Source organism: Parabacteroides sp. AF48-14 (assembly GCF_003477465.1).
Classification (GTDB): Bacteria; Bacteroidota; Bacteroidia; order Bacteroidales; family Tannerellaceae; genus Parabacteroides; species Parabacteroides acidifaciens.
The window spans coordinates 81,726-96,709 of the sequence record NZ_QUDI01000004.1; the positions used below are offsets into that span (position 1 = coordinate 81,726).

Consider the following 14,984-nt stretch of genomic DNA (forward strand, 5'->3'; position numbering starts at 1 on the left):
TTTAATGAATAATCAATTACCATAACCCGGATTCTGTGTAAACTCTTCCGGATTTGATACATTTGTGAGCTGATCACGAGGTATAGGCCGCAAAACATGATATTCTTTGAATTTTCCGGCTGTAGCCGGGCTCATCTCCGGGTTATTCATTCGTTCATATAACTTTCCTGTACGTTTCAAGTCATACCAACGATGCATTTCCCCCATCAACTCACGAGCCCGCTCATCCAAGATAAAGTCAATTGTTACATCAGCCGGTTTTATTTCCATCTCTGCCTCATGCCCCGGAATAGCCGCACGATGGCGTATTACGTTAATATAGCCAGCTGCTTTCTGAGAGTTCCCAGACAAAAATGCCGCCTCCGCCGCCAATAAATAAGTATCCGCCAGACGGAAAACAAACACATCACGAGAACCGGGGGTCCAGTTAACCTCCGGGCGTAAAGGATCCAAATGCTTTACCAGATAGGCATACATCTTATAATTGGTAAAGCGTGTATTCGACGGCCATTCCGCATCTGGATTGTCTACAGACTGAACATCCTTTTGAGGATCGATCTGTTCACGCATATATTCCGGCTGGAATACAAGCACAGGCCATACCTCTTTGATCTGTTCTTTTGTCCAGGGACGTTTAGGATCAATCATTGCCAATTCTCCTTTTGTCCAAACTTTTTCTTCCATCTTTTTCGTGAATGGGCTAAAGATACTTTCTTTTACCGAATTTTCGGTTACATTCCAACGTGATATAAAGCAATCCTCCCAACGCTTGTCAATTGTTTCATCAAATAAATTCAATGCATAATCGGTCGAGCGTTCACGGCTCCAGGGCCTGCCATATTCAATAACACGTTTCACTGCCGGATGCTCTTCCGAATATGCGGAGCAGAAATACATATGTGCGGTATTTCCATCCCCATTTAATTCTGCATTTTGCGTATATAAAACAGGGAAAATAACTTCTGAATTACGTTTATTATTAATATCCCACAATTCAGCATGGGACTTCACCAATGCATATTTTCCCGAATTGATTACCTGTTCTACATAATCCAATGCTTTTTTCAAATCATCATCACTCCGTTTTACTGTAAGTAAGACTCTTGACAAATGATGCATTGCTGCATATTTGGTAATATGTCCGTATTCAGACACGGGATATGACTCAGGCAAATTGTCAATGGCAAATTCCAAATCCGAAATAATCTGTTTCCAAACTTCATCCGCATTTGTCTTATGTGCTGCCGTTTCAACAGATTCAGTGGGCTTCAACGGCATAGGAATATCATTAAACTGTTGAACCAGGTGATAATAATAATGCGCTCTGATAAACAGGGCTTCTGCCTGATAACGAATCCTTAAACTCTTATCCAAGCCGGGAATCTCATTATTCTCAAGAGCATCTAAAACAGAGTTGCACTGGTTGATAGACTTATAGCCATTATACCATAGGCTCCTAACATTACCATTTGTTGCATCTATCGTCCAGTTTCTCCATTGGTCACCACCATTATAAGCGTTCCAGATATCCGAGGACCTTCACATAAATAGATCAAATATTCATTGATATACACATTCCTCAATGTAGAATACAATCCGTTCACACCATTTGTAACTCCCTCTTTGGTTGTGTAAAAATTACCGACTGTTACCTTGTTATATGCTGTCTCGTCCAAAAAATCACAAGCAGACAAAGCCAATAAAGATAACGAACCAATTAAAATCTTATTTAGTATTTTCATATTCTATATTCCTCATTAGATGATTAAAAAGTTGCATTCACACCAAAAACAAATGATGTCAGCGGGCGATGGTCCGTATAAGCATTACAGTTTTCCGGGTCAAGCCCAACATAATCACTCTTTGTCCATGTATAAGGATTCTCAACCATGAAATACATCCTGAATTTCTCACTGTAGAATTTCCGGGAGATATCCTTAGGCAGTGTATATCCTAAATTGATATTCTTTAAACGGATGAATGACAAATCCCGATAGGCATAATCACTGGAAGTCAATAAATCCTGCGGATTTGTAATGGCAGGCTTCGGACATTCATTTGCGGGATTATCCGGAGTCCAGAAATCAACATTCAAGTGATTATAACGGGTAGAGCCCGCCTCATCAGTCAAGATACCTAAAACCTGTCCGTATTTCTGACGCGTATAAAAATAGATATTCAAATCGAAATTCTTGTAGTAAAAGCCTGTAGATAAACCGGCTGTCCATTTCGGTATTTTATTATATGTAAATAAATCATCCTGATCATAGCTTCCATTATTATTTACATCTTCCACCTTGGGAGCTCCGGGTTCACGTCCATATCTTGCCGCCTCTTCTTCCTCGCCATACTGCCAAACTCCTGCATATTTATACAGGCGTTCCACATAAAGAGGTTCTCCGATAAACCATTTATTCCCCGGACTGTCTTCTTTTCCATTAAACAGTTCAACTATTTCATTCTTATTATAGCCGAAAGTAAGATCAACAGTCCATCTGAAATCTTTAGTCACGACAGGAACAGTGTTCAAGGCTATTTCTATACCGGAATTACGCGTTTTACCAACATTCTGCCAGGTAAATTCATAGCCAGTGTTGACCGGTAAATTACGTTTCATCAACAAATCGCTTGTATTCCGGATATATCCGTCAATCGAACCGCTAATCCGATTATTCAGGAATCCGAAATCTATACCGACATTATATTCTTCCGTACGTTCCCATCCTAATTGATTATTAGCCAATTCGGTAGGAAGATAGCCCATTGCCGATTGTTCCGTCGTTCCGAAATAATACACATATTTACCTAATGCACCCTGAGTTGCATATTCGGATATTGCCGTATTGCCGGAATTACCCCAGCTTAAGCGCAGCTTTAGGTTCGAAAGCCAATCGACCTCTTTAAGGAAAGCTTCATCATTCATACGCCAAGCCAATGCAGCAGAGGGGAAAAAGTCCCATTTATTACCTTTTGCCAAACGCGAAGAGCCATCATAACGGCCGGTCAAGGTCAACAGATAACGATCCTTAAACGTATAATTAATTCTTCCCATAAATGAAAGAAGCGCCCATTTTTTGATAGAAGAAAGACGCGTATAGACATCCGGTGCTTCATTTACATTATACCAAGAGCCAAAATACGGCATATCTTGTCCGGTCAGGCCCACCAACTCATTTCTGGATGTCTGCATATCGTGTACCAATGAGACATCAAACGCATGTTTATCCAGCACTTTCTTATAATTCAGTACATTGGTGAAAGTAATCTGTTGCTCATTCGTCTTTTTAAATTCAGCAGAAGATGAAGCTAATTGCCGGGATTGCGAAGTTGAGCTCTTATAAACTCCATTCTCAATAGAGGATAAACCATACGTCAAACTCGTGCGAAATTTCAATCCTTTGATTATCTCCCAGTCCGCATACAGGTTTAAAAGGACACGACTACGTTTTTCTTTATTATCCACATTGTTCTTATCAGTATCGAACATGGGATTTGAGTGTAATACAGTCTGATACCAACCGCTATTATAAAAACGCAAATCTCCGTTCTCATCATAAACCTGCGTCAATGGATCGAGTACGGTACCGTATTTCCATACACTGTTGTCCCCGTTATTGCGCGTCGTTAATGCCAACAATGAAGAATATCCGACCGTCAAATTCTTAGCCAATTCCATGTCACCATTGATACGGGCCGAGAAACGTTCATATCCCATATTGTCAATAATACTCTGATCTTTATTATAACCTAATACCAACATATTACGGTTACGCCCATTTGACTGGTTAATGCTAACATTATGATCCGTCTTATATCCCGTACCGCTAAACATCAAGTCCTGCCAGTCTACGAACTGCCCTGTATTCAATGCATTCAACTGAATATCGTCAAATATTTCCTTATCGGTCTTCCCGTAATTTGCCACTCTTTTCCAGTCCGCATACTTTTCACCACTCATCATATCGTAATTCTTGAATGATTTGGATACACCGACATAACCATCATAGCTAACAGACAATTTAGCATCTTTACGTGCACGTTTAGTTGTAATGATAACAACACCGTTTGCTCCACGCGAACCGTAGATGGCAGTAGAAGAAGCATCTTTTAAAACGTCGATGGATTCAATCTCTGCCGGATTAATTTCATCTATTTTTCCGCCGAACGGCGCATCATCTACTACGATTAACGGATCATTACCCGCATTGATCGAATTATATCCACGAATCACAATCGTAGAAGACGATCCCGGAGAATTTCCCATCGTAATATCCGCCCCTGCAATCTTACCCTGCAAAGCCTGCATCGGGTCCTTCATTACAGCCTGGTTCTGAATCGATGAAGATGATATTTGCGAGACAGACCCTGTTAAGTCACGTTTTTTGACAGAACCGTAACCAACCACAACCACCTCATCCAACGCCTGCGTGTCTTCTTTTAGCTGCACATTCAAGGATGTTTGGTTTTTACCTATTGCGACGTCTTGATTCAGGTAACCGATATACGTCACACTCAACTTTGCACCTGCGGATACCGACAAGGAAAAGCCGCCGTCCATATCCGTAATCGTGCCGTTAGTCGTTCCTTTTTCCACTACATTCGCGCCGGCAATAGGATCGCCGTTTTCGTCTTTCACGATACCTTTTACGATGATCTGTTTTTGCTGGGAAACGGAGGGTTCTGCATTTCCTTTCCTGGATATAACGATCATCTTATCCTGAATGGAATAGGTCAATCCGTTGTCCAATATGGCAGACAGCACTTCTTCCAACGACGCGTCGTTAAAATTGTGCGTGATCTGTTTTCGCTCATTTACTTCGTCTGTCTTATAAATGATGGAGTACTGTAGTTCTTTCTCTACTTCTGCCAATACAGCTTTTAAAGGAACATTCTTAAACTGCCGGGTGATCCGCTGTGCATTCATGGAGGTAGCTCCAGAAAGCATCAAGGCAAGGATCAAAGCCCTTCCTACATGTTTTCTATACATAAACCAATAAATTAAAGAATTAGATTTAATAATATATTAACAATTGCGCTATTGTTTCTTGATATAAATATCCCTGCCCCGCCGTTCGTAGCGGATCGGAATGATCTCAGAAAGAGCCTGGAAAACATCTCCGACAGTTTCTTCATTCCTAAGCGAGACACGGAAAGCGACCTCTTTCTCCAAGTTGTCATCCAGATGAATCCGAACATCGTACTTACGGGATAAGCGGATTGCCAGTTCGTTGAGTGTGATTTTATCATATTCAACTCTTCCCTCCGTCCACGACTTATATTGGGACGCCTGCACTTTCTGACGGGAAAAACTACCGTTCTGCTTATCGAGACTCAGTAATTCACCCGGTGCAACGGGTATATGTTTACCTTGATATAAGATATCGATCGCACCTTCCAGTAGAGCCGTCTTTGCCAGCATATCTTCAGGATAAGACGACACATTAAATTTGGTTCCTTTCACCAATACGCTATAATGATCGGTATTCACCGTAAAAGGCGTGCCATCCGACTGCTTCGTCACCTCAAAATAGGCTTCGCCGGTTAAAAAGACTTCACGATTTCTCGTATTGAAATTACCGGCATAACGTAAAGAAGAACCGGCATTCAGCCATACGACTGTGCCGTCTGCCAGAATCAGCTTGCTTTTCTCGCCATAGGCAGTTTCCATTGCAAAGAGATTGCCGGCGGTGTCTGCGGCCCGGTACTGGTAGAGACCGTACGTTCCTCCCAACAATAGGAGAAAAGCAATTGCAGCGACTGCGATAAATCGCTGCAATTGCTTGTGTTTAGTCCTAAACACACTGCTTAATGACTGACGTACCCGCATCCGGCGTTGTAGCTGTCTCCATTCATTGGAAACTTCCGGGATAAGTTTACTGGAAAGCATCCATTCTTCTTCCCATCTGCGAAAAACATTCTTATTTTCAGGAACGGCATTTACAAACCGGAAAAGAATTTCTTCTTCGGAAGGAGAAATACGTCCTTCAAAATAACGTATTGCCAACTGATGATTATCGATCTCCTGTTCTTTCATTACTTTTGCTTTCTATATGATGTAACAACTCAATTAAATTCTACCCAACCTATGAGGTTTGAATTTTGCAAAAAAAATTCCATACCAAGATAAATGTCTAATTATCCTGATATGAAAACGATGACTTCACCCGCATTAATCAGCAAGAAGCCAGGCCAATATCGCAATATATATATCCAATGGATATTTTTCCTTGAAATGTACGGAAAAGCGGGCTAAAGCTTTGGCTATATGTTTTTCGACTGCCGTAGTCGATATCTGGAGAGCATCCGCAATCTCCCGGTTTTTCATTTTCCTGAAGCGGCTCATCTCGAAAACTTCGCGGCAACGCGACGGCAGGTCATTCATTACGATCTTGACCTGTTCTTGCAGTTCTTTATACAGAAGGGTATGTTCAGGGCCCAGATTAAAATCCCAATAATAAAGTTCTTCCTGCCCGGCTACCGCATCCAAATGTTCCAGGCTATGTTGCTCGACCAGCCGCAGATGTTTCAAATAATTGAGACAGGCATTCCGCACCATTGCAAAAAGAAGGGACGAGACGGAGACTGCTTCTATCAGATCGCGTTTCTCCCAGAACTTCAGAAAACTTTCCTGGATAATATCCCGGACAGCTTCGTCGTCATTCACAAAACGAGCGGCATATCCCCGCAATCGAGGATAATAACTGTTGAACAGGAACTCGAATGCTTCGCCGTTTCCGTCTTTTATCTCCTGCAATAATATTTTCTCGTCTGTGAAGTTCTTCATATCAGAAATTCTGCTTATTCCATGAGCGATACCTTATCTCCCTGTTCATGGTTTATTCGATTGATCAAGGCAAATGTAAACAATATTCTTAGAAAACAAATAAAACTGTTTATCTTTACCCGCATAAATAATCAGCCATATGAAACATAGAATTTTTTTGCTATTCATCAGCCTGCTCACTTGTTCATTGCAAGCCCAGACAGTCCATTACAATGCATTCTCCCACAATGATTACGAACGTACTCATCCGCTATTCGATGCTCTTTCGTTTAACTTCAACTGTGTGGAAGCGGACTTGTGGCTCATAGACGGGGAGTTGTATGTATCGCACGACACGATCGCCCCCAATCCGGATATCACATTCGATAAACTATATCTGCTGCCTTTGGTTGAACGGATCAAAAAGAACAATGGGAAAGTGTATCCCGGCAGCGACCGTCCGTTCTATCTGATGGTGGACTGCAAGACAGACGGCGAAGCGATGTATCCTGTCCTGAAAAAGAAACTGGAAACATACGAATCCCTGTTCTGCCATGAGAAAGACGGAAAATTGCAGGAGGCGGCTATCCTGTTCTACCTGTCGGGCAGAAGCCCGCGTAAAGCAATTGCCGCCGAAACCAACCGTTTCATCTTCCTCGACGGCACGATCGACGATCTGGGAAAAGGGATTCCGGCTGCACTAATGCCTGTTATCAGCGATAACTATTCAAAGTATATCAATTGGAAAGGCGACGGAGAAATACCGGCCGACAAACTCGAAAAAATGCGCGAATACATCCGCCAGACCCATGCAGAAGGAAAGCTCTTCCGCTGGTGGGGAGCGCCGGACAAACCTCTGTTCAAAAAACTCTTCATACAGGAAGGCGTAGACCTGATCGGAGCGGATGACCTGAAAGCGCTGGATGAGATACTTCAGCAAACGCCAAAGCAATAACTATTCCGGACATAAGGGAGAACTAATTCATTTCTCCTTATAAACGGAACAGCGTGTCGGCACTTTCTCGCAATTTACATATAGGAAACTTTCAGCCACACTTGATGAATCATAAGAAGAGAAATCTTATCAATCAGAATTTATACTACAAGAAAGAGGGTATACCTTCGCATAGGCATACCCTCTTAACTTGCAGCAAACTAACCTAATAATTTATTTCGTAAACTTAGAAACGGATATAGTCCATTCTTTCTGTGCACCATTAGCAGCTGTTACAATATATTTATTCGGTTTGGACCAATCTCCAGGAATTCCGAGTACCGGAGATTCGCCAACAGGTGACAATCGGGCTGCAGTGGAGATAGAAACCATTACACCGATATTATTAACTGTGCATTTTTCTCTTTCTGCGGCAGGAAACGAACCTCCGGCAGCAGGGACAGAAACATCAAAACTGATCGTACCAGCCTGATCGTCTATTACAATATTCGACTTGCCCAATTCCACTTTTACCACATTCTTTTCGCCACTTGCAGGATTTACATCGTCACTTATATAACGATATTCCACTCTGTATATGCCGGTTATATCATTTTCTTCAAATTCCGGCAGATCATTCATTCCGCCAGTCAGACAAGAAGTAAAAGCAGAAAGAATAAACAGGAATAATAAATAGCTATATTTCTTCATCTTCTTTATATTTTAATTGTTAATTCGATTTACCAACCTGGGTTCTGTTCATCTATTATGCCACTTGCAGAACGCTTATCGATCTGCGATTGCGGTATCGGGAGCAGATATCTTTTCGTCGAGAAGTTTCTATTCCACGCCCTGTTTCTTACGATCTGGGCAACAAAATATTGTTTCCGGTCTTTTGTTATCTGGATTTTATGTACAGGGACATTCAATGCCTGGATAATTCCGCCCGGAGCTGTTCCTTCATTTGCATATCCGCCATACTGTCCCCAGCGCAGATAACTGAAATATAAGTCTCCACCTTCATATGCCATTTCCACACGACGTTCACGAATATAATCTTTCCATGCAGTTTCTTCATTTGAAGCGACAGAAGCAGGCAGGCCGCCGTGTACCGTACGTGTCATATTCAAATCAGCAACAGCTTTGCTGATTTCCCCTTTAAGCAAATAAGCTTCAGCCCGATTCATATACATCTCACCCAGACGCGCAAGGACAAAATGGTAGTCCGTATTGTTGCTGGCATAAAAACGAGGAGAGACATCAAACACTCCTTTCTTCCAGTAATATCCAGAAGCAGTCGTATACCAGGAGTCGGCCTGATCCTTACGAATACCAGCCCAAAGATTTCCCTGGCAACATAAGGTTACCGTTTCGCCAGATAACCAGGTGCATGAATCATAGACAATCGTTCCGTAGAAACGTTTGTCTCTATTCTCATACATAATCTCATTAATACGTGAAGCATCTTTCACCTGGCCATAACGGACAATCTTTTGCCCTTTATCCGTTGCTCCCATATCATCCGCATCCGGCACCTGACGTCCAGTCGCTTCAATCGAAACAAAATCACCCTGGTTTAAAGAGGCGGGATTCTTGTCCTCCACACTATTTTTATACTGGGATGTTTCATACCAGACTTTTGCTTCACCGTCTGCCTTATCTATTACCAAGTACTGATCGACAAGATCTTGTGTCGGGAAATAAGAAGCCCATCCTTCAAACGAGCGTCCGTTCGCATCTTTAAGAGCCGGTCCTGCATTTGAATTCGTAATTTCGTCGTTATTCACATTCGGAACACAATTTATCATTTCAGGGAAACGACTGCAAACCGTATTCATGGCAAGACGGTAATAACCTAAAATTATTTCATTATTATTTCCACCTCCATTCTGAAACATACTTCCATAATTGTCTGTCAGCGTATATTTACCGGAGTTAATCACAGCTGTTGCCGATTCAATGCTCTTGTCAATATATTTAGAATCTTTCGTATATGCATAAGCCTGCAAGGCAATGCGGCTGCGGAAGGCATGAGCGACATACTTATTCACACTTCCGGAAAGAGATTCCTCCGGCAAGTCTTCTATAGCAGCTTCAATATCCGCCATTACCAATTCATAGCTTTCGGCAATCGAACCGGTCAATGGCGTCTTGAAAGCTTCTTGGTCATCATATTCAAGAACTTTCATAATCGGGACAAAACGCCCTACCATTGTGCCTGTTTGAAAAAGACCAGGCCGCGCAAGAATTTACCTTCCGCGATCAGTTCAGCCTTCTGAGATTCTGTAAAATCACTATCTTCCGCTTTTTTTATAATCAGGTTGCACATACGCAAACTCTTAAAGAAACCGAAACCGGCATTCTCTTCATCATTCCCATTATTTTTAGATAGTTTATACTGACCATAAATATCATAGGAGCGATCTATGCCTTCTTCTGTCGGGAAAGCATCCAAGCTGGTCAAGTCACTATGTATTTCATTCGGAGTATATCCTTCCAACCGGGCACTTTCTGATGCGTATAACCGGATTGTATAATTATACGTATCATAAACGAAAGCATCAGCCGTCTCCTTACTTGACCATACTAAACTTTCATCATACGACTCTTTCGGTTCTGTATCCATTACATCACAGGATGTCAAAAACAATCCTCCCGCAAAACATAACAAACCATATTTGATATATCTGTTCATAATCTATTATTTTTAAAAGCCAACATTAATATTAATCGCAAATACCCGTTCATTCGGATAATCGTAATGATTAGAAGATCCGTTTTCAGGGTCAATTCCAAATTTGGTAGCTTCAGAAATTGTGAAAATATTCTGACCGCTCAATGCAACATTCAATCTATGCAGCCAATCAAGCTTTTTCAATACAGTCTTCTTGAAATCATATCCGATCCGGATATCCTTCATACGAAGATATGCTCCATTAATCAACCAGAAATTACTTACTGCTGTATTGTTGTTTCCATTAATACCTTGTGAATAGACCAAACGAGGATACCGTGCATCCGTGTTGGAAGATGTCCAGTAATCTGTCTGGAAATCGTACATCGGAGTAGTAAGCTGGGCACTTGCCATTCTCAAAGCATCCCCTAAGTACATATCAAAGCGGGAAGCTCCCTGAAACAAAGTACTAAAAGAAATGCCTTTATATGATAAATTGATATTAATACCATAGTTAGCACGCGGAAAACTATTTTTCCCCAAACGGATACGGTCTGCATCATCAATTACACCGTCGCCGTTAAAATCAAAATATTTGATATCTCCAGCCGTCAGATCATGAGAGCCGACACGCTGTACACTGTTATAAACGTCATTTGCATTCGTGTAATATCCCAGGTTTTGCAGAAAATTGCTATTGCTATCATCCTTATAAAAACCCTTTTGCTGTGTCGTACGCTTGTATGGATTCTTTTTGTTTTCCAATGATTCGGTCGGATCACTAACCCACAGTTCATCGAACTTCGTCAAATTCAAGGATACATCATAGTGGAAATCACCGATATTATCACGCCATCCCAACTGGAATTCAAAACCGGCACGACGCTGTTCGCCATCTGTTGAAACCTTAGGCAGCATAGTCCCTAACGGATCTGTGTACCCAACAGTTAATGCATCAGGGGCATAAAGGAATCCTTTCGTTGCATAATAGAAATAATCGACAGATCCGTAAAAACGGTTATTCAAAGAACTGAAATCGAGTCCTAAATCAAACTGGTTGGTAGTAAACCAGGAAAGTGCGGGAGAAGGCAAACCTCCTTCATAAAATGTCTGTACATAATTCCCGTTAATCACATATCCTTGTCCGTTTAGCCCGTAAGAAGGAAGATAAGCAAAACGAGAAATATGATAGACATTATTTTCATCTCCCCAGTTATCCAAGCCGACCTGTCCGTAAGAAGCACGTAATTTCAGCATGTTGAACACATTGGTTTCCCGCAATGTTTCCATAAACGCTTCATCCGCAATAGACCATCCCAACGAGCCGGAATAGAAAGTACCCCAACGATTATCTTTCGGAAAATTATCAGAGCCGTCATAACGGATGCTGGCCTCGGCAAAATAACGGTTATCATAATTATATTTAGCCTGTCCTACCCAACCGGCACGGCCACTTTCCCATTCACTGCCGGAATTTTCCATCGTAGAAGTCGGTCCCGGATTAATTTGGTCAATCGGAAAATCGTAGTTTTTACGAACCAATGCCTGCTTATGTCCGAAGCTGCTCGTGTATTCGTATCCACCCAATACGTTGATTGTATGTTTCTTGAATGTGCGATTATATTCGGCGAAATACTGCAATGTCCAAGCATTCCCGGTTTCCGATATCTGCTCCAATTGAGGTTTAGAGGCATAAGTAGGTTCTTCAGACTCCCAGGCATATTGAGGAGCATCCTTTCTCCAATTCTTATTTTCCTTTATATAATAACGATAATTTCCTTTAGCCCTCAATTTAAGCCCCTCTACCCAAGGCAAATCCCATTCCAAAGCAAGGAGCCCGTTGATTACATTTTCCTTAGCATCCTTATAGCCTGCATCATTGGATGTTTCTGCTATCGGGTTATCAGTATTATTATAAGTCAAACCATACTTATTTAATCCGATTTCAAGTGGAGATTTATTTTGTATATGCGAAAATACACCTCCATATCCATCCGATGTAGAAGTAAAAGGATGAGATTGATTCTGCAAATATCCATCTAACTGCGCAGTTGTTTTTAATCCGATCGATTTAACTTTCGACGTTTGTGACAACTGGAAATTAGTACGTTTCATATAATGCGAATCGCTTTTATACAAAGACTGTTGATTTATGTATCCAATCGAGGCGTAATAATTATTGATATCCGTTCCCCCGCTTAACGTAACATTATGTTTCTGTTGGGGCGCAAAATTTTTCAGCGTTAAATCCTGCCAATCCGTATTCGGATGCCCATAAGGATCCGATCCGTCGGCGAACATCCGAAGATCTTCTTCACTATAAGGAACTTCCGTCCCGTCATTCATCGCAGCGATATTACGATTATACGCAAAATCATGTGCATTCAGCTTTTCAGGCCATACATTCGGCTGAGACCAACTTTGATTAAAGGAATAATCCACTCTCGGCTTACCCTCTTTTCCCTTTTTCGTTGTAACCTGCAAGATACCATTGGATGCACGTGAACCATAAACAGCTGTTGCGGATGCATCTTTCAGGACAGACATATTCTCTATATTCTCAGGAGCCAAAGCAACAAAATCATCATAATCACGAATTACGCCATCTATAACGACCAAAGGAGTACTACCTCCACGAATACTGACGGTACTCTTTTTATTAATACCGCCACCTGTTCCCTGCACGATCAAACCCGGAGCACGTCCGGCAAGTCCCTGCGTAATATTCGTTACGGGCAATGCCTCCATTTCCGATGCATTGACAGTAGATACGGATGCAATCAATGAACGTTTCGTCGACGTACCATAACCAATCACGACGACCTCGTCCAGTTTATGTGTATCTTCATTCAAAGTAACATTCATTGTTCCGGGAGTCACTTTTTTAGAAAGTGTCTCATATCCGATAAATGAAAACTGGATAATGGCATCGGAAGAGACTTCCAAAGTAAACTTTCCATCCATATCCGTAATAATCCCGTTCATCGTCCCTTTCTCGATGACATTCGCTCCCGCAATCGGGCCGAAACTATCGCTTACCGTACCGGATATCGTTATTTTCTTCTGTTGATTTCCTTCTTGCTTGATGTCTGCGGGCATTTTACGAGTAGACAAAACAATATAAGATCCTTTCAGCGAATAGAACAAATCCAGTTGTTTGGACAAATTATCCAAAATACTTTTGATTGGCTTATTAACCATATCCATAGATATCTTCTGATTTACATTAACATCCGAATCATAGATAAAAAGATACTCTGTTTGCTTTTCAATAGTATTCAAATAGTCTTTTACTGAAAGATTATCACCTTGTAAGGTGATCTTTTGCGATATCGCATTTTCTGCATGCAAGCAGAAAATAACCGCAAACAAGAAGATATAGGTTACTCTCATAATCCTAAATAAATGTTTACATCGTGATTTTGCTGCGAAACAAAGTCCCGACAAAGGTATTTTATTCATAACTTTGTAAAATTAATGATTAATATTAGTTTCAAGACTGGTGTTAATTCAAGGCGATGAATGGACTGGATTCATCGCCTTTTTCCCATTATTCATTTTTTTGTTTATTCAATACTCACTCCATAGGCGTTAGATTTTTAAATTTAAAGTTAAACATTCATTTTATATAGATAACCATATTATCATCACTCCTTACAAAGGTAAAATCTGCACTTCGCTGTAAAACCTGAAGAATAAAATCTATACCGTCTGCAACTCTACATTTCCCACTACATTTATAATTATTCAGTTTCTTATTTTGAATGATAATTGGTATATCATAAACCGTTTCAAACCGCTTCATCAAATCCGCAAACTTTATATCTTCAAAGCAGATCAACCCCTCTTTCCAACGATAATTATCCAGGTTACGTATTGAATCGATAACCATTTCATTATTCTTCCATTCTGCCTTCTGCATCGGAGAAAGCAAGATTTTAGGACCCGGCTTTATTTTATTCGTCAATTCGATAGAACCTTCCAGTAATGCGGCAGAAAATTCACAATCCAACTCATCGACCTGGACGTTGAACTTCGTCCCTAAAACCTTGATATCGCATTTTTCCGTCTGCACGACAAAAGGATGTTTAGCATCTTTAGAAACATCGAAATAGGCTTCCCCCTTCAGCGAAACGTTACGAGCTTCCTGCGTAAAAGAAACCGGATAAGTCATCTCGCTGCAAGCATTCAGCCAGACATTCGTACCATCGGACAGTGTGATATTCGCACGCTGACCCGGAGGAACGACAATCTTATTCAGGGCTGCCACAGGCACCGGCTTCATTACCGTATTATATATATAAAGGGAAGAAACGATCAGTATGGCTATTGCAGCGGCAACCTTCAATGACTCTCTGATGGCAACCGGCAGAGCGAAATGGCTAACAGGCTGTTTCATCTTGCAGTTTTTTACATTACGCAGCAACAAGACATCAAAATATTTCCGTTCCCTTATCAACACTTCCCGGTTTTTATCGGAGGCATCCACCCAGTTGCATACAGCCTCTTCCTCTTCAAAAGAAGCTGTTCCTTCAAAAAAAACGTTGTAAAACTTTTCTGTCCATATATCTATAAGCACTTCAACAAAGATACCCCCTAAATAAACAGATTGT

General features: G+C 41.2%; 10 protein-coding genes. 1 reads left to right on the plus strand and 9 read right to left on the minus strand.

The genetic code is table 11. The features are described from left to right. Window positions 1-12: 12 nt before the first annotated feature. The 4 genes from DW083_RS03170 to DW083_RS03185 form a co-directional block, all read right to left on the minus strand. Window positions 13-1,527 carry a RagB/SusD family nutrient uptake outer membrane protein gene (locus tag DW083_RS03170; protein WP_370038645.1) on the minus strand — a complete coding sequence of 505 codons (1,515 nt, stop codon included), beginning with the start codon at window positions 1,525-1,527 and terminating at the stop codon, window positions 13-15. A 238-nt stretch (window positions 1,528-1,765) separates the two neighbouring features. Next, complete coding sequence (locus DW083_RS03175; protein ID WP_122331395.1) at window positions 1,766-4,987, minus strand: TonB-dependent receptor; 3,222 nt, start codon at window positions 4,985-4,987, stop codon at window positions 1,766-1,768. A gap of 48 nt (window positions 4,988-5,035) precedes the next feature. Then, window positions 5,036-6,034: a FecR family protein gene (locus tag DW083_RS03180; RefSeq protein WP_122331396.1), complete on the minus strand. Its 999-nt coding sequence runs from the start codon at window positions 6,032-6,034 to the stop codon at window positions 5,036-5,038. Window positions 6,035-6,169: 135 nt separating this feature from the next. After that, the gene (locus DW083_RS03185; protein WP_115499325.1) at window positions 6,170-6,784 is read right to left on the minus strand and encodes an RNA polymerase sigma-70 factor; all 615 of its coding nucleotides are present in this window, start codon (window positions 6,782-6,784) and stop codon (window positions 6,170-6,172) included. Window positions 6,785-6,923: 139 nt separating this feature from the next. Between DW083_RS03185 and DW083_RS03190 the strand changes: the two genes are divergently transcribed. After that, complete coding sequence (locus tag DW083_RS03190; RefSeq protein ID WP_122331397.1) at window positions 6,924-7,718, plus strand: phosphatidylinositol-specific phospholipase C/glycerophosphodiester phosphodiesterase family protein; 795 nt, start codon at window positions 6,924-6,926, stop codon at window positions 7,716-7,718. 213 nt (window positions 7,719-7,931) lie between these two features. Here the strand turns inward: DW083_RS03190 and DW083_RS03195 are convergent, their stop codons facing one another. The 5 genes from DW083_RS03195 to DW083_RS03210 form a co-directional block, all read right to left on the minus strand. Further along, complete coding sequence (locus DW083_RS03195; RefSeq protein ID WP_122331398.1) at window positions 7,932-8,408, minus strand: hypothetical protein; 477 nt, start codon at window positions 8,406-8,408, stop codon at window positions 7,932-7,934. Between the two features lie 29 nt (window positions 8,409-8,437). Continuing rightward, on the minus strand, window positions 8,438-9,910 hold the full coding sequence (locus DW083_RS03200; protein WP_233551723.1) for a RagB/SusD family nutrient uptake outer membrane protein: 1,473 nt from the start codon (window positions 9,908-9,910) through the stop codon (window positions 8,438-8,440). Further along, window positions 9,904-10,392, minus strand: a complete 489-nt coding sequence (locus DW083_RS22485; RefSeq protein ID WP_233551724.1) for a RagB/SusD family nutrient uptake outer membrane protein — start codon at window positions 10,390-10,392, stop codon at window positions 9,904-9,906. The genes DW083_RS03200 and DW083_RS22485 overlap by 7 nt, the downstream gene beginning before the upstream one ends. A 12-nt stretch (window positions 10,393-10,404) precedes the next feature. Beyond that, window positions 10,405-13,764 carry a TonB-dependent receptor gene (locus DW083_RS03205; protein WP_122331399.1) on the minus strand — a complete coding sequence of 1,120 codons (3,360 nt, stop codon included), beginning with the start codon at window positions 13,762-13,764 and terminating at the stop codon, window positions 10,405-10,407. Window positions 13,765-13,990: 226 nt separating this feature from the next. Beyond that, window positions 13,991-14,950 carry a FecR family protein gene (locus DW083_RS03210; RefSeq protein ID WP_233551725.1) on the minus strand — a complete coding sequence of 320 codons (960 nt, stop codon included), beginning with the start codon at window positions 14,948-14,950 and terminating at the stop codon, window positions 13,991-13,993. Window positions 14,951-14,984 lie beyond the last annotated feature (34 nt).